The organism is Acinetobacter sp. PK01 (assembly GCF_022819285.1).
Taxonomy (GTDB): Bacteria; Pseudomonadota; Gammaproteobacteria; order Pseudomonadales; family Moraxellaceae; genus Acinetobacter; species Acinetobacter tandoii.
The window spans coordinates 983,347-1,008,098 of record NZ_CP094643.1; the positions used below are offsets into that span (position 1 = coordinate 983,347).

Consider the following 24,752-nt stretch of genomic DNA (forward strand, 5'->3'; position numbering starts at 1 on the left):
ATAAAGGTGTCAACATGAACCAGATGGTTAAGAAGCATTTATGGGATAAGCAGAGAACCCGTAGACAAGAAAAACTCAATCAAGCAAAGCAAAAAGGCTTTGAAAAGAAAGTTGAACATGCACGTGTCATTGAACTATTAGAAACGGTCATTGCTTGCGGAGATCGAGTGTGTTTAGAAGGCAATAACCAGAAACAGGCAGATTTTCTCTCCAAGAGCTTAAGTCAATGTAATCCAGATGTGGTGAATAATTTACACATTGTTCAGTCTGTATTGGCTTTACCGAGTCACATAGACGTCTTTGAAAAGGGTATTGCTTCTAAAGTTGATTTTTCTTTTGCTGGCCCACAAAGTTTGCGTCTGGCTCAATTGGTTCAGCAGCAAAGAATTAGTATCGGATCAATTCATACCTATTTAGAGTTATACGGGCGTTATTTTATCGACCTCACTCCAAATGTGTGTTTAATCACGGCACATGCGGCAGACCGTCAAGGAAATTTATATACGGGTGCCAATACAGAAGATACGCCTGCAATTATTGAAGCGACTGCATTTAAAAGCGGCATTGTGATTGCGCAGGTCAATGAAATTGTCGATAAGTTACCTCGTGTGGATGTGCCTGCGGATTGGGTCGATTTTTATATTGAAAGTCCCAAGCACAACTATATAGAACCGTTATTTACTCGTGATCCTGCACAAATTACCGAAGTGCAAATTTTAATGGCGATGATGGTTATTAAAGGTATCTATGCACCATATCAAATTCAACGATTAAATCATGGCATTGGTTTTGATACTGCGGCGATTGAATTATTGCTGCCTACTTATGCGGCTTCATTGGGGTTAAAGGGGCAGATCTGTACCAATTGGGCTTTGAATCCGCACCCAACTTTAATTCCAGCAATTGAAAGTGGTTTTGTCGAATCAATTCATAGCTTTGGTTCTGAAGTCGGGATGGAAGACTATATTAAAGAACGTCCAGATGTGTTCTTTACGGGTAGTGATGGCAGCATGCGCTCGAATCGTGCCTTTAGTCAAACTGCGGGTTTATATGCGTGTGATTTGTTCATTGGTTCAACATTACAAATTGATTTGCAAGGCAACAGCTCAACCGCGACGGTAGACCGTATTTCTGGTTTTGGGGGGGCACCGAATATGGGTTCTGACCCGCATGGACGTCGTCATGCCAGTTATGCCTATACCAAAGCAGGGCGTGAAGCGGTGGACGGCAAACTCATAAAAGGTCGCAAACTGGTAGTGCAGTTGGTCGAAACGTACCGTGAACATATGCATCCTGTCTTTGTAGAAGAGTTAGATGCGTGGCAGTTACAAGACAAAATGGACAGCGAACTCCCACCAATCATGATTTATGGCGAAGACGTGACCCATATTGTGACGGAAGAAGGCATTGCCAACTTACTGTTATGTCGGACCCCAGAAGAACGGGAACAAGCGATTCGTGGTGTAGCAGGTTATACCCCAGTGGGGATGAAGCGTGATACAGCGAAAGTTGAAGAATTACGTCAGCGCGGCATTATTCAACGTCCAGAAGATTTAGGCATTGATCCGACACAAGTGAGTCGTGATTTGCTCGCAGCAAAATCGGTGAAAGATTTAGTTAAATGGTCGGGTGGTTTATATAGCCCCCCAAGCCGCTTTAGAAACTGGTGATTGACATGGAAAAGTTAAAATTTGAATTGCAATCAGCACCGCTGAGTGCTGAACAGGCGGCTGTTATTTGTGGTGTGGTTGGTTCTGGAAATTTAGAAGTCTTAGTTTCACAGCATGATCAGGCAGATATTTGTCAGATTGAAGTCACTACGTCAGCCGTTGGTTTTCAACATGTTTGGCAGTCTGTACTGAATGAGTTTGCACAACGTCATGCGGTAGCAGGGCTTAAATTTCAGTTAAATGATATGGGGGCGACCCCAGCGGTAGTGAACCTGCGCTTAAGCCAAGCAATATCTATGTTTAAGGGAGTATAGAACATGGATCAAGTGATGCTCAAAAACAGTTTTTATGAAAAAACCGCACGTGTACGTATTCAAGCTGTGGTCGATGAAAACAGCTTTAAAGAAATCTTGAAGCCGACCGAAATCGAAGTCAGTCCGCACTTGTCTGCTTTGGACATTCCAGGCAGTTTTGATGATGGTGTGATTATAGGTACAGCAGCGATCAATCAAACCCCAATTCATATTATTGCCCAAGAAGGACAGTTCATGGGCGGTGCCGTGGGGGAAATCCACGGGGCAAAAATAGTCGGTCTTTTACAAAAAGCCATTCAGGATCAATCACAAGCCGTGGTGTTCTTTGTGGATTCAGGTGGTGTGCGTTTACATGAAGCCAATGCGGGCCTGATCGCAATTTCAGAAATCATGCGTGCCATGTTGCAAGTGCGACATGCAGGTATTCCGATTATTACGGTGATTGGTGGAACCTGTGGTGCTTTTGGTGGTATGGGTATTAGTGCATGTTTGAGCAGTGCCATCATCATGACAGAAGAAGGGCGTTTGGCTTTATCGGGTCCAGAAGTGATTGAAACGGTCAAAGGCGTGGAAGAATTTGACTCGAAAGACCGTGCTTTGGTTTGGCGTGTCACAGGTGGTAAACATCGTTATTTACTCAATCATGTACAAGCTTTGGTTGAGGATGATATTACAGATATTCGCGATGCGATTTTAACGCAGCTAGATGTTAAGACGGCCCCTCTAGACTTAGAACAATTATTGCAGCAACAGCAACAGCTTGAGCAACAACAGCAACGCTGGTTTGGTAAAAACGATGGCTTACAGATTTGGCATGAAATGGGCATTGCTCAGCCAGAAAAAATTCCAATGCTATCGGCGCATGAAGTCGTGATGCTAAAGCAAGGATGATGCAATGAATACAGAATTAGTTTTGAAACAACTTTTTCCAAATCAACTGAATTATCAGATTGAGGGTTATGTCATTAAAGGGGATGCACAGACTGCGGTTGGCCCAGTACGAATTTTGGGTACGGTTAATGCCGCGCCGATTAATCAAGACATTGCCATTCAGTTGTCTTCTGAAATTTTAAAATTGGTACAACAAGGTGATCAAACTCCTGTGGTTTTTATTGTAGATACGCAAGGACAAGATCTTTCCCGTGCCGATGAATTGTTGTGTCTCAATCGTACTTTTGCACATTTAGCTTCATGTGTAGATTTATTACGCCGTAGTGGACATGCCAATCTTGCCATTATTTTCGGTCAAGCTGTCAGTGGTGGCTTCCTGTCTTATGGATTAATGGCAAATGAAGTGTATGCACTGAGCGATTCTCAGGTCAAAGTCATGGATCTGAACGCGATGGCGCGTGTCACCAAAATTCCTGTAGAAAAGTTGAAACAACTGTCGCAAAGCTCAGCCATCTTTGCCCCAGGAGTCGAAAATTTCTACAAGATGGGCGCTATCAACGCCGTATGGGAAAACTTGGACACCGATTGGGTGAGTCAAGCATTAGTCAATCAACAGCAACATCTCGAAAGTTATATGACAGATCAGCGCCGTGTAGTTGGTCAGCAACGTCAGGGGCGAATGCTTTGTAATCAAATTGTCGAGAAAGTAGCACTCAGCTAAGGAGTAGAATATGGATCGTCATGACTTAGCTTATCTCTATGATTCAGCAACATTACATTTTTTGGATAGTTCCTTACCTGAACCTGCTAGACAAAAAGTGTACCAGTTGTTGAATCAGCACATTCCAATGACGGTATGTCGGCAGGAAAGTTCGGCTGATGGACAAGTTAAGCTGGCGATCAACTGCTTTGTTGAGGGGTGTAAATATCGGGTTGCTTGTTTAGTCGATATTACTGAAATTGAACTGATCGCCCGACCACTATCTTTACATATGCTCTTAAAAGAGCATGCAAACACCTTTTCAGATACAGTAATTCATGATTTTGCCGAGGCTTTGCAACAGCTTGGCTGCGAAGTGTATGTCTACGGGTCTTATGCCTATGAATATCTCACTAAAGAAGCCTATGTACGTTCAACATCCGACTTGGATTTGGTGTTATATCCAAAAGATTTAACACAAATTTCAGCGATTCTAAATCTGCTTCAACAGGCTCAAGCACTGAGCCAGATACGTTTGGATGGAGAAATCCAAATACACCCAGCTTGGCATGTATCGTTTAATGAACTCCTGATGATTTATCCAGACCAATCGCAGAGCATTATTGTAAAAGGATTGCAGCGGGTGGATATGCTGAGATTAGAACAATTATTAGAAGGTACGCTTGAAGATGCAGATTATACAGAAGCATGACTGTGTATTGGATATTTCACAGTATGCTATGCGATTAGATCATTTAGCGCGAACAGCGCTTTATGAAGAAGTGAGTTTAGAACAAAAGCCCGGTTTAGTATGTCCGACAACACAGGGCAGTCATACTGATATGGATTTTCCATTATTTCAGCGCAGTATTGACGCTTTACAGGGTTATTTTCAATCCCAATGTTTGAATGGTTATCAGCACGTTGCTTTTGATAATATTCGGCAATGTGGCATTCAAGCTGAACAAAAAATGATGGATGCAACTGCACAGATTAACACCCACAAAGGGGCTATTTTTAATTTAGGATTTGCCAGCGCAGCAGTAGGAAAATGCTTTGCTCAAGATATTGCACTGAATGCGATTTCGATTAGTCGTATGATTCAGCAAACATGGCAAGAGGAATTACTCCATCATCTAGAGCGTAATCCCAACAGCCACGGGCAACGCATGCGCAGTCAATACGGCATTACAGGTGCAATTGAGGAAGTCGCTTCAGGTTTTAAAACAGTGTTAGATGTTGCAGTTCCACATTATTTAGAGATTTATGCAAAAACAGAAGATAAAAAGCGTGCATCGCTTCAAGCTTTATTTGCATTAATGTCTCATTTACAAGATACCAATATTGTTTGGCGTGGCGGTTTATCGGCTCTATATATTGTGCAAGATATGGCGAAGCAGTTTTTGGTACGCGGTGGGGTACTACAAGTCGACTGGATGCAAGAAGTGAAAAGAATCGAAGATTACTTTGTTCAACATCATCTTAGTCCTGGCGGAAGTGCAGACTTATTGGGGGTAACTTTGTTCATGCTGAAGGTGGAACATGAATTTCGCAATATTATTTAGTGGGCAAGGGGTGCAGAACTTAGCTCATGTTCAGCAATTGAAAGACCTTGCTATAGAGTTAGATGTCAACTTGCAGCTCACGCAACATCTGCCTGAGTTGTTTAAGGCTGACTTATCTGAGACAGATTTGTATTGTAATGATTTTGCTCAACCCTTTATTTTTGCCCTACAGTGGTGTCGCTGGCAAAAGTTAAAACATTGCTTAGAAGAAACGATGAGTTTTTCAGGTTACTCACTTGGTGAATTAAGTGCACTGATTTGCTCAACTCAAACAGATTTTGCACAAGGACTTTATTTAGCCCGACAGCGGGGCATATTGATGTCAAACGCGGTGCATGTACCGAGTGGTTTGTTGGCTATTCAGGGCATGAATTGGGTAGGGGTATCCCCCATTTTGGCAAACATAGAGACTGAATTATCAATAAAAATTAGCGATAGCCATTTTATTGTCGGTGGTCTGGCATCGAACTTACAACAATTGACACAACAACTTAAACAGGTGGGAACACATTCGGTGAAGCGACTGAATGTCAGTATTCCTTCCCATACCTCTTTAATGAATGGTGCTGTAGCTCCTTATCGGCAGGTTTTACAACAGCATCTGTTTAATCGTTTGGAAGTACCTATCATTAGTGGTTCAGGTGGGCATAAATATTTTAAAAGCTGCGATGCAGTCGAAGCGCTGATTGATCAAATGAACCATGCCATAGATTGGGATTCGTGTTTAACCGCTATGCAAGAAAACCAGCCCGATATTGTGTTAGAAATTGGGCCAGGCAATGCTTTAAGTAAAATGGTATTGGAGCGTAGTCCACATCTAAATGTAAGAGCAGTGGATGATTTTAAGACGTTTTCTGGTTTAGAACTTTGGATTGAAAAGCAGCAGAATATTTATTCTTAAATAAAATAAACACAAGATGACGTTTTATTGATGATCTCATTTATTAGATGATTTGCATAAATTGATTTAAGCAGAAAATATGATTTGATTGGAACAATTGCTTATTTCAGGTCAAGTAGAAGATTCAGTATATTAAATGAACTTAAACCACACGGAGAAACCAGTGATGACCACTAAATCCATTCGATATAACCGAGGAGAACTTGCTTGCTGAACCATCCCATGTGCAGCAAAAAATACAATCGATGTAGACAATATGAGTCGGGGTTCAGAAACATAATGTCTAAAACTTTCACCACGCAAGATTATAAATTAAAACAGATAAATACAATAAAATTATAAAGTCCCAATAGTTGGGACTTTTTTTTGCCTAGAAATTTTTGCCACAATCATTTCAGTCAAGTTGTCGGACTACACGTTCAACATCTTCAGGCTCAATTTTCTGAATTTTATTACCAAAACTGCGAAGCCACCACGTGAGTTGAGAGGTAAAAGGAATCGTTGCAGAAATTTGAACCAGATTATGCTCAAGTGGAGTAATCACCTGATCTCGACTTAATTGGCTTTCTTCAAAATAATGTGACTCGCATTCTGGAATGGTCAGTTTTAAAGCAACATTATCTGTTGGTTTGTTATAGTCGACTCTAAATCCAAGTGCACCTGAGTCAATATAGGCATCAATGTCGAAATTGACAGGATGTAGTGCACGAGAATCTAGTACTTTGGCTGACTTAAAACGGTGCAAAGCAAAAGTTTGAATATCGGTTTTATCATAGCGAGTGCAAATTAAATAAATAGTTGCACCTTTTTGCACCAATGCCAAAGGGTTCAATGTATAAACGCTTTCTTCAGCTTGAGGACGTTTTTGATAAACACATTCCAATTGTTTGTCTTGTAATAAACCTTCATAAATAGCTTGTTGTGCAGCACGATCCACCACAGGTGGAATTAAAGGTTGATTAGCAGGAACTATACGTACTCGATTAATCCATTGGCGTACATTATTTTGGGTAGATAAACTACGACGAGCCAAATCAAACCACGGATTCATTTCTTCCAGTAAACTTGGAGGAAGAAGGTGCTTTAAGTGTTCCTCAACCATCATAAAAGTGACGGCTTGAGAACTGGTCATATGGGGCAAACTTTGAATCGGCGCATCAGAACGCCAACGCCATCCCTGTGGAACGGTTTTGTTGCTCTCAATTGGAAATCGCTGTGAAATCTGATTCAAATCACGCTGAATGGTGCGCAAGCTGATATCGATGCCTTCTCTTTGCAAAATTTCCTGTATTTCACGAGTTCCCATCCATTTTCCTGTAGAAAGACGGGACAGGATTTGCCATTGTCGATAAAGGCTATTCGATGTTTCTTTTTCTTGTGCAGACATAATTCAAATAAAAATAAATAAGTGGGGAATTAACAAGACAGTGTTAAACACAATAAGAAAACCTAACTGAATTGGCAAGTATTTATCACCGAATCGGGCAAAGAAAGTTCAATAAATTTAGACACAAGATCAAGCAGAAATGACATTGAGTCGAAGTGAAAAGAATGGATTAATAGTAAATCAGTATAAGAGATGCAAGGAGTGGCATTCTTATTGCTTAATAAAAAATGAGTTTGGCTATAACTATAAAGAGGGTCATATGCTTAATGAAAAAGAGATTTTAGATATTAATGGTTTATCACTAGAAGTGAATAATAAGCAATTGACAGCAAAAGTGGAGGGTGTAGCAAAACCGCAGGAGAAGACACAGTTACTTTTTGAGCGAACGAACTCTGTTTTTTTTAATGAAATGTTAGATGATCAAGCAGTTTCAGAAACCGCTTGCGCAAAAATTGAACATTGGCTTTCACAATACAATTTAGATGAATTACAAGCTTTAAATCAGCATGCCAAAGCGCATTTTTTATATGAAGGCATTACATTTACGGTATATGGAGAAGCAGAAGGCACAGAGCGTACCATTCCTTATGATGTGATCCCACGAGTAATTGCGAAAAAGCAATGGAATAAGATATCGCTTGGCTGTGCACAACGCGTCAAGGCTTTAAATCTGTTTTTACATGATATTTATCATCAGCAAGATATTCTTAAAGCAGGTATTGTGCCTGAACTACAAGTTCTCAAGCATGAGGCTTTTCAGCCACATATGTGTAATCAGAGCTTAAAAGGCAAAATTTACAGCCAAATTAGTGGCATTGATATTGTCCGAGATCGTCATGGTGAGTTTTATGTGCTTGAGGATAATTTAAGAACGCCATCGGGTGTGTCTTATATGTTGGAAAGCCGAAAAATCAGCCAAAAACTGATGCCTGAATTGTGTTTGCAAAATAACTTACAAGGTATTGAGCATTATCCATTACTACTGAAAGAAATATTGGCCGAAAATGCCTTTAACGATAATCCCTTTATTGTCATTTTAACGCCAGGTCGTTTTAACAGCGCATATTATGAGCATTCTTTTTTGGCAAGGGAAATGGGTGTGCCTTTAGTAACATCGCGTGACCTTTACGTCGAAAACGATAAGGTTTATGTCAAAACGGTGCGAGGCAAACAGCAAGTTGATGTAATTTATCGACGTATTGATGATGATTATCTCGATCCATTGTGTTTTATGCCTGACAGTACACTTGGTGTTGCGGGTTTAATGTCTGCCTATTTACAAAAGAATGTCGTGATTGCAAATGCGCCTGGTACAGGAGTTGCAGATGACAAATCCATTTATCCGTACGTCGATAAAATGATTCAGTTTTATTTAGCTGAACAACCTGTCCTTAAAAATGTACCGACTTATCAATGTCGTGAAAGCAAAGACCTTGAATATGTATTAGACAACTTAGCTCAACTGGTTGTGAAAGAAGCACAGGGTTCAGGAGGATATGGCATGCTCATCGGGCCACATGCTTCTGCACAGCAAATTGCGACTTTCAAAGATAAAATTTTAGCAACGCCACATTTGTACATTGCTCAACCTACATTGGATTTGTCAGTTTGTCCGATGTTAACTGATACAGGGTTATCAGAACGTCATATTGACTTGCGTCCATTTGTGCTGAGTTCACCTTATCGTACCGAAATTGTACCGGGGGGGTTAACACGCATGGCAATGCAAGAAGGCTCTCTTGTGGTGAATTCTTCACAGGGTGGTGGCATTAAAGATACATGGGTTGTAGACCATTTACATTCATAAGTAACCAAAACAATGAAGGAGCAATTTCATGATCTTACTCAGCACGAATGCACAGCAAATTTTTTGGTTAGGTCGTTATTTAACGCGTATTGAATATTTATGTCAGCAATTTCCATTTATGGATGATCAGAAAGCTGTGTCTTATGCCCATGCTTTTTGTTTACCTGCATTTGATGCAAGCTCGCTAAATGAATTGGTATTAGACCCAGAACAACCTTATTCATTTATTCAACAGTTTCAGTTTGCCAAAGACAATGTTCAAGAATTGAGAGGCGTTTTTTCTGCAAAAACCTATGCAGAACTCAATCAATATATTCGGAATGCGAGTGCGAGTTCGACGTGTATTTGTGATGTGATTGCAGATTGTCGTGAAGTCCTAGAAACTGAGCCTGAAGAAACTTTCTTGTTCTATTCTTTGGGGCAAACTTTAGAGAAACTAGATCGACAACTTCGCTTAAAGCAAGATCAGACACAAACCTTAGTGCAAATTGCAGCATTAATCGAAGTTTTAGCGCAAATGGGTTGGGATAGTTTAGATACGGCTTGGCAACAACTTAAAGCTCAACCTGATCAAATGAATTTTTATAACTTTAGTGACCAAATTCAATATTTCTTTGAGGTGAATGCATGAAACTCATGATCAATCACCAGACACACTATCAATATACTGAACAGGCATGTAATAGTATTCAGTATATTAAAATGACCCCATTGAATAATGCACATCAGAATGTGCATTACTGGGATGTCAGTGTGCCAGGTGAGCGTTGTACGAAGAGAGATTCGTTCAATAACATCTGGATTACCAGTTCACAACGTTATGCTTATGAGCAAATGACAATTATGGCGCAGGGCATTGTTGAGCTGAATAAGCAGCCTTCGGTGATGGGTCTAATAGATCATCTAAATCCTTATCAATTCTTACAACCAACGCCAACGACCATGTGCAATGCGGAAATGAAAGAATTTGCGCATCGTTTTGTACCTGAATTTACGCATGAAAATTTGGCTAAACTTGCTGAAGCCATTTTGCAGCATATTCCTTATATTCCAAATCACACTTCAGTCAATACGTCTGCCATTGAAGCATTTCATAATCGTCAGGGGGTATGCCAAGACCATAGTCATGTTTTTATTGCGATGTGCAAAGCTTTGGGCTTGCCAGCGCGTTATGTTTCAGGTTATTTATTTGTGCCAAATACATCACACCTTGCCAGTCACGCATGGGCGGAAGTATTTCTGGGAAACACATGGTATTGTTTCGATATCAGTAACCAGACTTTTAGCCCAGACAAGCATATTTATGTGGCAATTGGTCGAGATTATTGGGATGTTGCCCCAATTCGTGGAGTGCGCGAAAAAGGGGGAATTGAAACGATGCACTCAATTGTTCAAGTACTTGCATGTTAATGGATGTAAGTTAAGGGGAAGAGATGACTTATTGTTGTGCGCTTAGATTAAAAGAAGGTCTCGTCTTTATCAGTGACACGCGAACGAATGCGGGAGTAGATCATATTTCTGTATTTCGAAAGCTTTATACATTTGGAATTGAAGGCGAACGTTTTATCACGATTCAAACATCGGGTAATTTAGCGACAACGCAGGCCGTGATTGGACATCTAAAAAACCATTTAGAATTACAACAAACACCAAATTTATATAGTGTAAATACCATGTTTGAAGTAGCTGAATTGGTCGGTCATACCTTGCAAAAGGTCATTGCAGATGTAACTGAAAACACGCAGGAACAAAGTAATTATTACTGTAGTTTGTTGGTAGGTGGACAAATTGGTCAAGCAGAAATGCAGCTTTATAATATTTACCCACAAGGTAATTTTATTTGTGCAACCAGCGATACACCTTATTTCCAGATTGGAGAAAGCAAATATGGTAAGCCAATTTTAGATCGTGCCTTAAGTTATGATATGCCACTCAGTGAAGCTTTACGTTGCAGCTTAATTTCATTTGATTCGACATTGCGCTCAAACGTATCGGTGGGTATGCCACTTGATGCGCTCATCTATAACAAGAACAGTTTACATATTCCTGAAGGTAAGCGAATCACAGAAGAAGACCCTTACTTCGAACATATTAGTAAGGAATGGTCAGATACACTACGGAGTGGATTACAGAATTTACCAAAGCCGTCGGAAGATTATTTTAAATAATCATGTATTATTATTTTTAAAGCATAGCGCGAAAAATCGCGCTATGCTTTTATTTATACAATCAATAAAACAATAAGATAGGAAATCAAAAATGTACCAACTTTGCTATGCCAGTCAGGCCAAATTTCACCCCGAAACACTACTACAAGATTTAAGAGACATTCTATCAGAAGCCCGAGATTTTAACGTAAAGCTGAAGATCAAAGGCGTATTGTGTTATGCAGATGGCTGCTTCTTCCAATGTTTGGAAGGAGAACAAGATTCGGTTTTAAATTTGTTGAATAAAATAGAAAAAGATCAACGACACTTTGATTTAACGATATTGTCACAACAATACATTCTGAGTGATTCGCATTTTTCAGATTGGAGTATGAAATATATAGGTCGGCATTCAGAAGTACATCATTATTTTGAGCAATTGGGATCTAGCACATTTAATCCTTTATTGCTGCAACATGAATCATTACAGCTTTTTTTGCAGTTGTTATATCGTATTCCAGAACAGCAATTATAAATTCTATTCAGCTCAGCCATACAACCCTAGATACCACTCATCGAAGAAAGCAGTATCTAAAGCAATATTTTATTATTTCACTATTCGATGAGGGCGTTGGCTCAAACGGCATAAAATCTCATACCCAATGGTACCATTTGCATCAGCAACATCATCGACCAAACGTTGTTTGCCCCAAAGCTCAACAGGTGTGCCTAGAGCAACTTTTAACCCTGTAACATCAATAGCAACCATATCCATCGCTACACGTCCGACAACAGGAAGCATTTTCCCTTCAATTACTACATAATTTTGTTTGACATATGCACGCGGGTAACCATCGCCATAGCCAATAGAAACAATAGCCAAATCGGTATTTTGTGTTGCAGTATAGGTTGAACCATAGCCCACTTTTTCGCCTTTTTGGATATGATTCAAGGCAATAACTGCAGCAGTAAAAGTCATGACAGGTTGTAAGTCTAAGTCTCTTACTGTTTGGTCTGCAAATGGTGTTGCACCATACAGCATAATGCCTGGGCGAACATAATCAAAATGGAGTTCAGGCCAACGGTAAATTGCAGCAGAATTACAGCATGAAGCCAGAATTGGAGCACAACTTTGTTTTATATCAATAAATTGTGCAATTTGCTGTTCATTTAAGGGGTGATCGGCATCAGCATTAGCAAAATGCATAGTTAATACACAGGTAAAACCAGCCGCTTTTAGAGTGTTAATGACGGCAATAATTTCACTTGCTTTAAAACCAAGTCGGTTCATGCCGCTATTGAGTTTAATCCAGACTTTAAGTCCAAGTGCATTGTATTGCTCTTGATGGGCAAGTAACCAGTTCACTTGTTGTTGTTGATGCACGACACATTCAAGCTTTTGTTCTATGACAGTCGGCATTTCATCCGCTGAAAATATTCCTTCAATTAATGTAATCGGTTGTTCATAGCCTAAGGCACGAATTTCTACTGCCTCTTGCAAGCAGGCGACACCAAAAGCATCGGTATTATTCAAGGCTGCAAGACAGTCTTTGATACCATGTCCATAAGCATTGGCTTTGACCATGCTCACGATTTTTGCCTTAGGGGCAAGTTGTTTAACACGGTTTAAATTATATTGAAGTGCTGATTGATCAATACAAACTGTTGCTTGGCGCACCCGAATGACTCCTTTGGGAATAGAGAATGGCAAGATTAAAACTAGGGTTTTATTTCAAGTCATCGAATCAGAAACATGGAAGGGTATTACCGTTCAGGCAAATATCCATAAAATACGTTAGTTATTGTAGACCTATAAAAATCAAATACCCATCTTATTTCATGGCTTTATTCTATTTAAATCTATGAGTTATCGGTTTTGTTCGATAAAGACGATTGTAAAATGATGCTATTTGCATTATTCATGAGTAAATAAAAAATGGGCTGAGTGCCCATTTTTTATTCTTCATCATCGTACTGACTATAGTACTCAGGCGATAAGTTACTAAAACGTGTATATTGACCTTCGAAAGCCAATCGGACTGTACCAATCGGGCCATTACGCTGCTTACCAATAATAATTTCAGCCGTACCAGCTTCCTTCGACTCTTTGTTATAAACCTCGTCACGGTAAATAAACATAATTAAGTCGGCATCCTGCTCAATCGCACCTGATTCACGCAAGTCAGACATGACTGGGCGCTTATTAGGACGGTTTTCCAGAGAGCGGTTAAGCTGTGATAAAGCAATGACGGGACACTGCATTTCTTTTGCAAGAGCTTTTAAGCTACGAGAAATTTCACCAATTTCACCAACACGGTTATCACCCATACCAGGGACTTTCATTAATTGTAAGTAGTCGACCATGATACAGCCCAATTTACCACCATGCTGTTTGGCGATACGACGCGCACGAGCACGTAATTCAGTTGGAGGTAGGGCAGAAGAGTCATCAATATACAGATGCTTCTCTTGTAGCTGTAAAATCGTACCTGTGACTTTAGACCATTCATCACCGTCGAGTTTGCCTGAACGTAAATGCCCTTGATGTACTTTGCCGTATGCAGAAATTAAACGCATAGCAATCGAGTCCGCGGGCATTTCCATTGAGAACACCAACGCGGGTAAGTCACAGTTAAACAATACACTTTCAACCAAGTTCATGGCAAAAGTAGTTTTCCCCATAGATGGACGCGCTGCGACAATAATCATGTCTCCCGCTTGCATACCTGAGGTTTTATTGTCTAATTCAACAAAACCTGTTGTTAAACCAGTGATATTGCCATCTAGCTGTGACAATTCATTTAATTTATCAAAGACATCTGCAACAACAGTGTTGATGGCTTTAGGACCTGAATTTTTCTTATTATTATTGTGCTGTTCGGCAATTGAGAAAATATTGGTCTCAGCTAAATCTAAAATTTCACTCACACTACGACCTTTGGTGTCATAGGCATTTTGTAAAATTTCAGAGCTGACTTTAATCATATTGCGTAAAGTCGAGAATTCTTTAATTTTATTGGCATAGGTTTCAAGGTTATAAAAACTTGAAGGAGAGTCTGCCATAAGTTGCATTAAATATTCTTCACCACCAATTGCATCAAGCAAATTTTGCTTAATTAACCAGTCATTCACCAATACTGCATCATAAGGAGAATTTTCTTGTGCAAGTTTTTCAATTGCACGATAAATGTACTTATGGCGTGTTGCATAAAAATCTTGTTCATTGAGCACATCACTTACTTGCTCAAATGACTCAGCAACAGTCATTAGTGCTGCAAGTACAGCCTGTTCAATAGCTAAATTATGTGGTGGTGTACGAAATTCTTTGAGTTGATTCGACTCATTTATTTTGTTGTCTGCTTTGGGTGAGTTTGGTGTAGCAGTGGCATTCGCCTGAGACATATCAAAAACCTAAAGATAAAAGCAGGGATGAATCATGCATATTGAAGTGCATCGCATCATGATAATTTCATCAATAATACGCACTCTGATATAAAAATAGAATCAAAATTTCAGCTGATTTTAGCCTGACATTTGAAGATTAGAAAAATGTAGAGATAAAAAAAGAGCATGCGTGAGCATGCCCTTTTTTCTTGCAAGAAATTACTCAGATACGATAGTAACGAGAACTTCAGCAACAACATCATGGTGCAATTGGATTGCGATGTTGAATTCGCCAGTGTGACGAAGAGCGCCGTTTGGTAAACGAACTTCTGCACGGTCAACAACAAGACCAGCATTAGTTAAAGCGTCAGCGATGTCACGCGTACCGATAGAACCGAAAAGTTTACCTTCGTCACCAGCTTTAGCAGTGATAACGATGTTAACTTCGTTCAATTGATCAGCACGTGCAGTAGCAGCACCTAATACTTCAGCTTCTTGTTTTTCAAGTTCAGCGCGACGAGCTTCAAAAGCAGCAGTGTTAGCTTCAGTTGCAGCTACAGCTTTACCTTGAGGGATCAAGAAGTTACGACCGTAACCAGCTTTAACTGATACTTTGTCGCCTAATTTACCAAGGTTTTTAATGCGTTGTAATAAGATAATATCCACAGCTCAACCTCACTTATGATTGTCAGTGTAAGGGATCAAAGACAAGTAGCGAGCTTGTTTAATAGCAAGCGCTAATTGACGTTGGTAACGAGCTTTAGTACCTGTAATACGGCTAGGAACAATCTTGCCATTTTCAGTGATGTACTGTTTTAAAGTGTCGATATCTTTGTAGTCGATGTACGTAACGTTCTCAGCTGTAAAGCGGCAGAACTTGCGACGACGGTAAAAACGTGCCATTGATGTTCTCCTTATGCTTCAGCAGAGTCTTGAGCAGCTAGTTGTGCTTCTTCACGTTGAGCTTTACGCGCACGCTTTTCTTCAGCACTCTTAGCCAATAATGACTCTTCAGTGATTGCGTTTTCACGACGGATGATTAAGCTACGAAGGATCGCGTCGTTGTAACGGAACAATTCTTCTAACTCATCAAGAGTAGTTTGACCACACTCAACATTCATAAGAATGTAGTGAGCTTTGTGGATCTTGTTGATTGGGTAAGCCAATTGACGACGACCCCAGTCTTCAAGACGGTGGATTTGACCTTCAGCTTCTTTGATGTGAGTTAGGTAACGTTCTACCATACCCACAACTTGATCGCTTTGATCTGGGTGTACCAGAAGTACGATTTCGTAGTGACGCATTGTCAGCTCCTTACGGATTATACAGCCCCTAACGTAATTGTTAGAAGCAAGGAGTCACAACCAAGGTTGTGTCGCATTAGATGCGAGGGGTGAATTTTAGAAGGTTTGGCAATAAAATTCAAGCAATATTAAATTTATGCGCAAAGAAGTGGCGATATAGAAGATTTATCTAGGTGTGGAATAGATATTAACTTACAAATAGTAATTATGTATAGAAATGAAGACCAGCTTTAAAAGATAGAGAGGAGGTCTCTATCTTTTAAAACAGGGGTAAATGCGGGGCAGGGCTTACATAGCTAAAACTAAAGCTAAAACTTAATGCCGTGATCAGAATCACAGAATACAAGAAATAACGTTTAGCCCAAACTTGATCATTCTCGGCCTTAAAACCAATAATTGATAAATATACCCAATAAGCACATAAACCATTAAAAGTAATCAAGAAGAATAAGTTTGTATAACCAAAGCAATATAACCCATTTAATACTGCTGCAAATAAAAGTACATAAATCAGACTTTCGACTTTAGTACGAAAAACTGAACGTGCAACAGGTAAAATAGGAATACCTGCATTTTTGTAGTCATCGAAACGATAGATTGCAATTCCCCATGAATGAGGCATTTGCCAAAGTGCATAAGCTAAGAAAATAAGCAAAGCAGCTACATCGAATTCGTTAGAAACAGCCGTGTAACCAATCACAGGTGGACTTGCACCAGAGATACTTCCAATCACTGTTTGGTGAATGGTGGTACGTTTGCTCCAAAGACTATAAAACCCAACATAAACAACAAAACCAAGAACAGCAAAACCAAAAGCATATGCATTGACAAAAAACCATAACATGCCAAAGCCTAAAAGACCTAAAGCTGCGGCAAAAATCAGTGCCACACTAGGACTAATCGTTTTTTTAACAAGTGCACGGTTTTGAGTACGTTGCATCTTCTGGTCAATGTCTTGATCAATGACATTGTTAACTACACATCCTGATGCAACAACCAAAGTTGTAGCTAGTAGTGTAATCAGAAGTAAAAGGAAATCTACAGAACCTTGGGCGGCTAAGAAGAAGCCGCCCAAAGTGGTAACGAAGTTACCAAAGAGAATTCCTGGTTTAGTCAGGAATAAATACTTTTTTAACATGACAACCAGTTTAGAGCATCATGTTGAAGTGGAGGTAATTCATAACCCATACAGAACCGATCAAAAGAACGGCAATTGTAAGAATTGTATAAATAAATGCAATTACGTTCCAACGTTGCTCTGCAGATGAGTTCATGTGCAAGAAGAAAATCAATTGTACAAGAACCTGAGCAACTGCAGTAATACCAACTACTGCAAGGGTTGCGCCACGACCGAAGTTTTCTGGGTTCATTGCCATATAGAATGGAACAATGGTTAATACCACAGAGACAATAAAACCAATAGTATATTGCTTCACGGTGCCGTGAGCTGCATCAGACGCATGATTATCGTGACCCATTAGAGAACTCCCCGCAAATAAACTACGCTGAATACACAGATCCATACGATGTCAAGGAAGTGCCAGAACAAGCTCAAGCAAGCAAGGCGACGTGTATTCGGTAATGTCAAACCATATTTTTTGATTTGAACCATTAACACGATCATCCATACCAAACCAGAAGTTACGTGAATACCATGCGTACCAACTAAAGTGAAGAACGCAGATAAGAACGCACTTGTGCTTGGACCATGACCAGCATGTACAAGGTGATTAAACTCGTACAGTTCCATGCCAATGAATGATGCACCAAATACCCAAGTAATTGCTAACCAAATTAAAACTTGGCTAACATTCTTTTTGTATGATGCAAGTACAGCAAAACCAAATGTAACTGAAGAAATTAAGAGAGCAAAAGTTTCTGTTAATACGAAACCTAAAGACTCGCCGAATAGTTCTTTAGCACTTGGGGTACCTGGTGGAACATGACCACTTAATACAACGAAAGCAATGAAGAGTGTACCGAATAGGATCAAGTCACTCATCAAGTAAGACCAGAAACCAAAGACAGTAATGTCTGTATCATCATGATGATGATGTTCATCGTGTCCGTGGTTATCGTGATGAAGTACTTCAGCCATTGTCTTAGTCCTTCTTCAAGTGTTTTTCAAGAATCGCATAGCGTTCGTTTTCAATGCGCTCAACTTCAGCAGCAGGAACATAGTAATCAACTTTCTTAGTGAAAGAGCTTACGATGAAGCTGATGATTGCAGCAACAAAGGTCACGACAACTAACCACCAAATGTGCCAGATTAAACCGAAGCCCATAACAGTAATAAACATTGCGATTACAAAGCCAGCAGCACGGTTCGTTGGCATATGTACATCTTCATAAGACGTTGGACGTGCATAAGCAACACCATTCTCTTTGTCATTCCAGAATGTATCGATACCGCTGATTTTTGGAAGATGAGCAAAGTTATAGAACGGAGCAGGTGAAGATGTAGACCATTCAAGTACACGACCATCCCATGGATCGCCTGTAACGTCCATGTTGTCATGGCGTTGTAAGAAACCAACAATGATTTGCATTAAGAAACATGCAATACCGATTGCGATTAATACTGCACCAAACAATGCGATTGTGATGTACGGATCCCATTCAGGGTTGTCATATGTATTCAAACGACGAGTCATACCCATGAAGCCAAGGATATAAAGCGGCATGAATGCAAAATAGAAACCGAAGAACCAGAACCAGAATGCTGCTTTACCCCAAGCTTCATTAAGCTTCCAACCAAACATTTTTGGCCAGTAGAAAATGATACCCGCAAACATTGCGAACACAACACCACCAATAATTACGTTATGGAAGTGAGCGATAAGGAATAAAGAGTTGTGTACAAGGAAGTCCGCAGGTGGAACAGCCATTAATACACCAGTCAAACCACCGATACCAAAAGTCACAAGGAAACCAAGTGTCCATAGCATTGGAGTTGTGTACGTAATGCGACCTTTATACATGGTGAATAACCAAGAGAAGATTTTCACACCAGTCGGGATCGCAATAACCATAGTCATGATACCGAAGAACGCGTTAACGTTGGCACCTGCACCCATGGTAAAGAAGTGGTGAAGCCATACAACAAATGACAATACTGTAATTGCAACTGTTGCATACACCATAGACTTGTAGCCGAACAACGTTTTGCGAGCAAATGTTGATACAACTTCTGAGTAAATACCAAACGCTGGTAATACCAAGATATATACTTCTGGGTGACCCCATGTCCAGATCAAGTTCACATAAAGCATTGGGCTACCGCCAAGCTCATTTGTGAAGAAATGGAAGCCGAAGTAACGATCTAGAGATAACATTGCAATTGTTGCAGTTAACACTGGGAATGCAGCAATAATCAGAACTGCTGTACAAAGTGCAGTCCAAGTGAAAATTGGCATATCCATAAGTTTCATGCCAGGTGCGCGCATTTTGATGATGGTAACAAAGAAGTTAACACCAGTTAAAAGCGTACCTAAACCTGAAATCTGTAACGCCCAGATATAGTAGTCAACACCAACACCAGGAGAGTATTCAATGCCAGAAAGAGGAGGGTAAGCCATCCAACCTGTAGCAGCGAATTCACCTAAAGCAAGTGAAACCATCATTAAGCCAGCAGCACCAGCGAATAGCCAGAAACTTACAGAGTTTAACAATGGGAAGGCAACGTCACGAGCACCAATCTGTAAAGGTACAGAGATGTTCATTAAGCCAACAACAAGACCCATTGCTACGAAGAAGATCATGATTACACCGTGAGCGGTGAAGATCTGGTCATAGTGTTCTGGGTGTAAGTAACCTTCACCGCCACCACGAGCGAGGAAAAGTTGTAAGCGCATCATGATCGCATCTGCGAAGCCACGAAGTAACATGACCACAGATACCAAAATATACATGATACCAATTTTTTTATGGTCTACAGATGTGAACCATTCGTTCCACAAGTAGCTCCATTTTTTGAAGTAGGTAATACCTGCGACAGCAACGATACCACCTAAAATCATTAATGCAACCGTTACCAACACGATTGGATCGTGTGGAATCGAGTCTGGACCTAACTTACCTAAGAAGCTCATGTCTTATTCCCCTACAGCCGATGAAGCAGGTTCAACTACGGCATGTGCGTCAGCAGCAGCCCCGTGAGCACTCGCAGTAGCTGAATGATCAGCACCGTGATAGTTACTCATGTATTTGTTGATCACTGATTCAAATAAGCCTTTCTCAACAGAAGAGTAGTAAGTCACTGGATGTGGCTTAGTTGGATAAGGCTTCATTGCTTCAGCAGCAGCCTTTTCTTCAGGAGTAGTCGCTTTAGCGATAAGAACTTCGATCTGATGATGCGAACGGTTGCCATCACGCAAGGTTGCGAATTCGGCTTGGTCTAAAACACCTTTCTGAATTGCAGCAGGGTTAATTGAAGTACCGTTGCCTGCTTTCACCGCTGCGACCCAATCAGCAAACTGAGCTTCAGTCACTGAATGCGCACGGAAACGCATTTGCGAGAAGCCATAACCTGAGTAGTTAGAAGAGAAACCGCGGTAGCCTTCAGCTGGGCTAGTTTCATTTGCTAACAAATGCAGGTGAGTTTGCATACCAGCCATGGTATAAATTTGGCCAGAAAGTGCAGGAATGAAGAACGAGTTCATTGTGAAGTTAGACGTCAAACGCAAGTTCACAGGAGTTTTCTCTGGGAAGCGAATTTCGTTAACAGTCGCAATTTCTTGCTCAGGATAGATAAAGATCCACTTAAACTGTTCAGCGATAACTTGAACTGTTAATGGTGCTTTATCAGAATCGATTGGGCGGTACGGGTCATACTTGTGTGAACCCCACCAAGTTAACCAAGCTAGAATACCAATAATAATAACTGGAACACCCCAAACTACAATTTCAATAGCAGTTGAGTGTGCCCAAGTAGGTTTATAGTCTGCATCTTTATTCGACGAGCGATATTTCCAACCAAACCATAATGCCATTAAGATCGAAGGAATTACGACCAATAGCATTAAATAGATCGCAGTCATCATCAAGTCACTTTGACCTTGTGCAACTGGACCTTTAGAGTTTAGAAGTACCATATCACCACCACACCCAGTTAAGAGTGCAGCAATCGTTGATAAAGACAATACAGCTAAAATCGTTTGTCTCATTTTACAACCTCGGTGAAGAGTCCCATTCCCTAAATAATATGGGATAGCGATTAAAGTGTCGCATGATTGAGAATTTTGATTTTTGAATAAAAAAAACTTCTCAAGCATGTGGCACCGCTACGTTGTAGGGCATTATGCCTGATATCGTTAAACTAAGCTATATATAAAGTCGCTTTAAATGTCTGTTATAAAACCTGATTTTAGTGGTCGGAATTGGATGTTTTTGGTTTTTTTTTATTGAAATATCAAACTTATGTATAAAAAAAGGGATGAACCGATCATCCCTTTATTTTTGTCACGTTTATTGCTTTATCACGATGGTTTTTGCTAGTTTATCATGCAATGTTTGTCGCTTTTTACCGAATGCGAATAAATAATCGGCAATCGTAATAAACGGCATAAACAGCATATTTAAAATGATAAATACAATACTGCGTAACAGGAAGATTCGCGTCAAATTAACTTTTTCACCGCTATCAGCATCTACAATTTGAATTCGAGTTAACTTTTTACCAATGCTTTGCCCAGACTTTGCTAAAAAGAACGCCTGAATAGCCAACATAATAATGATATAGGCAAACATTGTTTGCCAAGCTTCAATTGGAATAAGCGCAAAAAGTTGATGTTGCAATTGCATTGCTTGAGTGGATGTATCTGCGGCTTGCATTTTTTGCTGAATGCTAGCTAGCTCATTCACCTGATTGGCGTTAAGAAAGAAAGAAGGAATTGCTGCCGCAGGCAACCAAAGTAATAAATCAATGATTTTTGCTAATGCGCGAATATTGACTGATGCAAGTTCAGTTTTAGATACGTTGCCTTCAACTTTAGTTTGGATAATTGTGGGGTTATGTAACGGCGTGTGTGTTGGAGGAACATAACCTGTTGGTGTGTATACAAGTTTCCCTTGGGTTAATTCACCTAAAGCTTTCCATTCGGTCATACCTTCATGCCAAGCTAAATCTGTTAAGAGTACTTGTTGGCTGGCAAGCATTTGATTCAACTGTTCTAAAGTATACGGACCAGCTTGTTGATTATTACGTGCCAAGTAAATTTGCATAAAAATAAAATCTCAAAAAATGAAAAGAGAAAAAAAGACCCAACTAATGGGTCTTTTTTTAACATGTTTTCTTAAGCTTGTTGAGCTTTTTCTTCTGCAAGGAAGAACCAAGTGTCTAAAACTGAGTCTGGGTTAAGAGAAACTGACTCAATTCCTTGTTCCATCAACCATTTTGCAAGGTCAGGATGATCAGATGGTCCTTGACCACAAATACCAACATATTTGCCAGCTTTGCGACATGCATGAATTGCCATAGAAAGCAATGCTTTAACTGCCGCATCACGTTCATCAAACAGGTGAGAAACAATACCTGAGTCACGATCCAGACCCAATGTAAGCTGAGTCAAGTCGTTAGAACCGATAGAGAAGCCATCAAAGTGTTCAAGGAATTGTTCAGCTAACAGTGCGTTAGTTGGTAATTCACACATCATGATCACTTTAAGACCATTTTCACCACGTTTAAGACCATTTTGAGCAAGCAATTCGATGACACGTTTTGCTTCATGTACAGTACGAACGAATGGAATCATGATTTGAATATTGGTCAAGCCCATTTCATCGCGTGCTTTTTTCAATGCACGACATTCTAATTCGAAACAATCACGGAAGTTGTCAGATACATAACGGCTTGCACCACGGAAACCAAGCATTGGGTTTTCTTCTTCTGGTTCATAAAGCTTACCGCCAATTAGGTTCGCATATTCGTTTGACTTAAAGTCAGACATACGAACAATCACGGGCTTATCAGCAAATGCCGCAGCAAGTGTAGAAATACCTTCTACAAGTTTTTCAACGTAGAATTCGATAGGAGAAGCATAACCTGCAGTACGAGCCAAAACTGCTGCACGAGTTTCACGTGGCAAGCTGTCAATGTTCAATAACGCTTTAGGGTGTACGCCGATCATACGGTTAATAATGAACTCTAAACGTGCAAGACCAATACCTTCGTTAGGAATTTGAGCAAAGTCAAATGCACGGTCAGGGTTACCTACGTTCATCATGATTTTGAACGGAAGTTTTGGCATTGAGTTAATAGAGTTACGTTGAATTTCGAAATCTAACGAACCTTCATAAATAAAGCCTGTATCACCTTCAGCACATGAAACAGTCACTTCTTGTCCGTCGGTTAAAACCTCGGTTGCATTACCACAACCTACGATTGCAGGTACACCAAGTTCACGAGCAATAATTGCTGCATGACAAGTACGACCACCACGGTTTGTAACAATCGCAGCAGCACGTTTCATTACTGGTTCCCAGTCTGGGTCAGTCATGTCTGAAACAAGTACGTCACCTTCTTGTACTTTGTCCATTTCTTTAATAGACGTCACGATGCGTACTTTGCCAGAGCCGATACGTTGACCGATTGAGCGACCTTCGCAAATTACAGTACCTTTTTGCTTAAGTAGGTAACGTTCCATGGTGCCGACATTTTCACGGCTTTTAACTGTTTCTGGACGTGCTTGAACGATATAGATTTGACCGTCGTCACCATCTTTAGCCCATTCAATATCCATAGGTGCTTGATAGTGCTCTTCGATGATCAGGGCTTGTTTAGCAAGCTCTTGAAGCTCGTGATCATTTAATGCAAATTGTTGGCGTTCTGCTTTTTCAACATCCACGACGACCACTGATTTGCCGGCAGCACCTTCTTCGCCATATACCATTTTTTGGTGTTTAGAACCAAGATTACGACGTAAAATAGCATGTTTGCCATTTTTCAGAAGTGGTTTAGAAATATAGAATTCATCAGGGTTTACTGCGCCCTGTACAACCATTTCGCCTAAACCATATGAAGCAGTAATGAATACAGCATCACGGAAGCCTGATTCTGTATCTAGAGTGAACATTACACCCGCTGCACCAGTTTCAGAACGAACCATTCGCTGGATACCCGCAGATAATGCAACGATGTCATGCGCGAAGTTTTGGTGAACACGGTAAGCAATAGCACGGTCATTATAAAGTGAAGCAAAGACTTCTTTAATCGCAATAAGAACGTTGTCAATACCACGGATGTTTAAGAAGGTTTCCTGCTGACCTGCAAAAGACGCATCAGGTAAGTCTTCTGCTGTCGCAGATGAACGAACGGCAACCGCGATATCAGGGTTGCCGTTTGAAAGGGTGGCGAAAGCGTCGCGGACTTCCTTTTCGAGATCTGCAGTAAGCGGGGTGTCGACAATCCATTGACGGATTTTTGCACCAGTTTCTGCAAGTGCAACAACATCATCAACATTTAATGCTGCAAGTTCTGCGTTAATTTTAGCGTTAAGGCCACTTTGCTCGAGAAATTCACGATACGCGGCAGCAGTGGTAGCAAAGCCTCCAGGTACTGATACACCTGCATTCGCTAGATGGCTAATCATCTCACCCAGTGATGAGTTTTTCCCACCCACGAGCTCTACATCGTGTTTCCCTAATTTTTCTAGACCTATTACGCGCGCTTCCAAAGTTGTTACT

25 protein-coding genes are annotated in these 24,752 nt (G+C 40.4%); 12 read left to right on the forward strand and 13 right to left on the reverse strand.

Going from position 1 to position 24,752, the window contains the following annotated elements:
- Positions 1-14: 14 nt before the first annotated feature.
- The 7 genes from mdcA to MP622_RS04735 are packed head-to-tail and all read left to right on the forward strand — an operon-like array spanning position 15 to position 6,041.
- Positions 15-1,670, forward strand: coding sequence for a malonate decarboxylase subunit alpha (mdcA, locus tag MP622_RS04705; protein ID WP_016166425.1), 1,656 nt, complete (start codon positions 15-17; stop codon positions 1,668-1,670).
- 5 nt (positions 1,671-1,675) lie between these two features.
- Positions 1,676-1,984, forward strand: a complete 309-nt coding sequence (mdcC, locus tag MP622_RS04710; RefSeq protein WP_016166424.1) for a malonate decarboxylase acyl carrier protein — start codon at positions 1,676-1,678, stop codon at positions 1,982-1,984.
- 3 nt (positions 1,985-1,987) lie between these two features.
- A complete protein-coding gene (locus tag MP622_RS04715) occupies positions 1,988-2,875 on the forward strand; it encodes a biotin-independent malonate decarboxylase subunit beta (RefSeq protein ID WP_243792765.1) in 888 nt (295 codons plus the stop codon).
- 4 nt (positions 2,876-2,879) lie between these two features.
- Complete coding sequence (gene mdcE / locus MP622_RS04720) at positions 2,880-3,596, forward strand: biotin-independent malonate decarboxylase subunit gamma (RefSeq protein ID WP_243792769.1); 717 nt, start codon at positions 2,880-2,882, stop codon at positions 3,594-3,596.
- Between the two features lie 10 nt (positions 3,597-3,606).
- Positions 3,607-4,287 (forward strand): malonate decarboxylase holo-[acyl-carrier-protein] synthase, encoded by a 681-nt coding sequence (gene mdcG / locus MP622_RS04725; protein ID WP_243792772.1) that lies wholly within the window; start codon positions 3,607-3,609, stop codon positions 4,285-4,287.
- Positions 4,265-5,140 carry a triphosphoribosyl-dephospho-CoA synthase MdcB gene (gene mdcB / locus MP622_RS04730; protein ID WP_243792773.1) on the forward strand — a complete coding sequence of 292 codons (876 nt, stop codon included), beginning with the start codon at positions 4,265-4,267 and terminating at the stop codon, positions 5,138-5,140. The genes mdcG and mdcB overlap by 23 nt, the downstream gene beginning before the upstream one ends.
- The gene (locus MP622_RS04735; RefSeq protein WP_243792774.1) at positions 5,118-6,041 is read left to right on the forward strand and encodes an acyltransferase domain-containing protein; all 924 of its coding nucleotides are present in this window, start codon (positions 5,118-5,120) and stop codon (positions 6,039-6,041) included. The genes mdcB and MP622_RS04735 overlap by 23 nt, the downstream gene beginning before the upstream one ends.
- Positions 6,042-6,435: 394 nt before the next feature.
- Here the strand turns inward: MP622_RS04735 and MP622_RS04740 are convergent, their stop codons facing one another.
- Positions 6,436-7,428 carry a WYL domain-containing protein gene (locus tag MP622_RS04740; protein ID WP_243792776.1) on the reverse strand — a complete coding sequence of 331 codons (993 nt, stop codon included), beginning with the start codon at positions 7,426-7,428 and terminating at the stop codon, positions 6,436-6,438.
- Positions 7,429-7,687: 259 nt separating this feature from the next.
- Between MP622_RS04740 and MP622_RS04745 the strand changes: the two genes are divergently transcribed.
- The 5 genes from MP622_RS04745 (at position 7,688) to MP622_RS04765 (ending at position 11,917) form a co-directional block, all read left to right on the forward strand.
- The gene (locus MP622_RS04745) at positions 7,688-9,235 is read left to right on the forward strand and encodes a circularly permuted type 2 ATP-grasp protein (RefSeq protein ID WP_347881057.1); all 1,548 of its coding nucleotides are present in this window, start codon (positions 7,688-7,690) and stop codon (positions 9,233-9,235) included.
- Between the two features lie 28 nt (positions 9,236-9,263).
- A complete protein-coding gene (locus tag MP622_RS04750) occupies positions 9,264-9,866 on the forward strand; it encodes an alpha-E domain-containing protein (protein WP_243792779.1) in 603 nt (200 codons plus the stop codon).
- Positions 9,863-10,645 (forward strand): transglutaminase family protein, encoded by a 783-nt coding sequence (locus MP622_RS04755; protein WP_243792781.1) that lies wholly within the window; start codon positions 9,863-9,865, stop codon positions 10,643-10,645. The genes MP622_RS04750 and MP622_RS04755 overlap by 4 nt, the downstream gene beginning before the upstream one ends.
- Positions 10,646-10,668: 23 nt before the next feature.
- Entirely contained in the window at positions 10,669-11,403 is a 735-nt protein-coding gene (locus MP622_RS04760; protein WP_243792782.1) for a proteasome-type protease, read from the forward strand.
- 91 nt (positions 11,404-11,494) lie between these two features.
- Complete coding sequence (locus MP622_RS04765) at positions 11,495-11,917, forward strand: BLUF domain-containing protein (protein ID WP_243792784.1); 423 nt, start codon at positions 11,495-11,497, stop codon at positions 11,915-11,917.
- A 72-nt stretch (positions 11,918-11,989) separates the two neighbouring features.
- Here the strand turns inward: MP622_RS04765 and alr are convergent, their stop codons facing one another.
- The 12 genes from alr to ppsA form a co-directional block, all read right to left on the reverse strand.
- Complete coding sequence (gene alr, locus MP622_RS04770; RefSeq protein WP_243792786.1) at positions 11,990-13,060, reverse strand: alanine racemase; 1,071 nt, start codon at positions 13,058-13,060, stop codon at positions 11,990-11,992.
- Positions 13,061-13,338: 278 nt separating this feature from the next.
- On the reverse strand, positions 13,339-14,784 hold the full coding sequence (gene dnaB / locus MP622_RS04775) for a replicative DNA helicase (RefSeq protein ID WP_044740372.1): 1,446 nt from the start codon (positions 14,782-14,784) through the stop codon (positions 13,339-13,341).
- A gap of 201 nt (positions 14,785-14,985) precedes the next feature.
- A complete protein-coding gene (rplI, locus tag MP622_RS04780) occupies positions 14,986-15,432 on the reverse strand; it encodes a 50S ribosomal protein L9 (protein ID WP_016166409.1) in 447 nt (148 codons plus the stop codon).
- A gap of 9 nt (positions 15,433-15,441) precedes the next feature.
- Positions 15,442-15,669: a 30S ribosomal protein S18 gene (gene rpsR / locus MP622_RS04785; RefSeq protein WP_004278792.1), complete on the reverse strand. Its 228-nt coding sequence runs from the start codon at positions 15,667-15,669 to the stop codon at positions 15,442-15,444.
- A gap of 11 nt (positions 15,670-15,680) precedes the next feature.
- A complete protein-coding gene (rpsF, locus tag MP622_RS04790; RefSeq protein ID WP_016166408.1) occupies positions 15,681-16,070 on the reverse strand; it encodes a 30S ribosomal protein S6 in 390 nt (129 codons plus the stop codon).
- Between the two features lie 259 nt (positions 16,071-16,329).
- Positions 16,330-17,208 carry a heme o synthase gene (gene cyoE / locus MP622_RS04795; protein ID WP_243792787.1) on the reverse strand — a complete coding sequence of 293 codons (879 nt, stop codon included), beginning with the start codon at positions 17,206-17,208 and terminating at the stop codon, positions 16,330-16,332.
- Positions 17,209-17,218: 10 nt separating this feature from the next.
- Entirely contained in the window at positions 17,219-17,548 is a 330-nt protein-coding gene (gene cyoD, locus MP622_RS04800; protein WP_016166406.1) for a cytochrome o ubiquinol oxidase subunit IV, read from the reverse strand.
- On the reverse strand, positions 17,548-18,168 hold the full coding sequence (gene cyoC, locus MP622_RS04805) for a cytochrome o ubiquinol oxidase subunit III (protein ID WP_016166405.1): 621 nt from the start codon (positions 18,166-18,168) through the stop codon (positions 17,548-17,550). Before cyoC ends, cyoD begins: the two co-directional genes overlap by 1 nt.
- 4 nt (positions 18,169-18,172) lie before the next feature.
- Positions 18,173-20,161 (reverse strand): cytochrome o ubiquinol oxidase subunit I, encoded by a 1,989-nt coding sequence (gene cyoB / locus MP622_RS04810; protein WP_044740373.1) that lies wholly within the window; start codon positions 20,159-20,161, stop codon positions 18,173-18,175.
- 3 nt (positions 20,162-20,164) lie between these two features.
- Positions 20,165-21,235 (reverse strand): ubiquinol oxidase subunit II, encoded by a 1,071-nt coding sequence (gene cyoA, locus MP622_RS04815; RefSeq protein WP_243792788.1) that lies wholly within the window; start codon positions 21,233-21,235, stop codon positions 20,165-20,167.
- A 301-nt stretch (positions 21,236-21,536) separates the two neighbouring features.
- The gene (locus MP622_RS04820; RefSeq protein WP_151504973.1) at positions 21,537-22,292 is read right to left on the reverse strand and encodes an RDD family protein; all 756 of its coding nucleotides are present in this window, start codon (positions 22,290-22,292) and stop codon (positions 21,537-21,539) included.
- A gap of 71 nt (positions 22,293-22,363) precedes the next feature.
- A complete protein-coding gene (gene ppsA, locus MP622_RS04825; RefSeq protein WP_044740376.1) occupies positions 22,364-24,742 on the reverse strand; it encodes a phosphoenolpyruvate synthase in 2,379 nt (792 codons plus the stop codon).
- Positions 24,743-24,752: the final 10 nt, after the last annotated feature.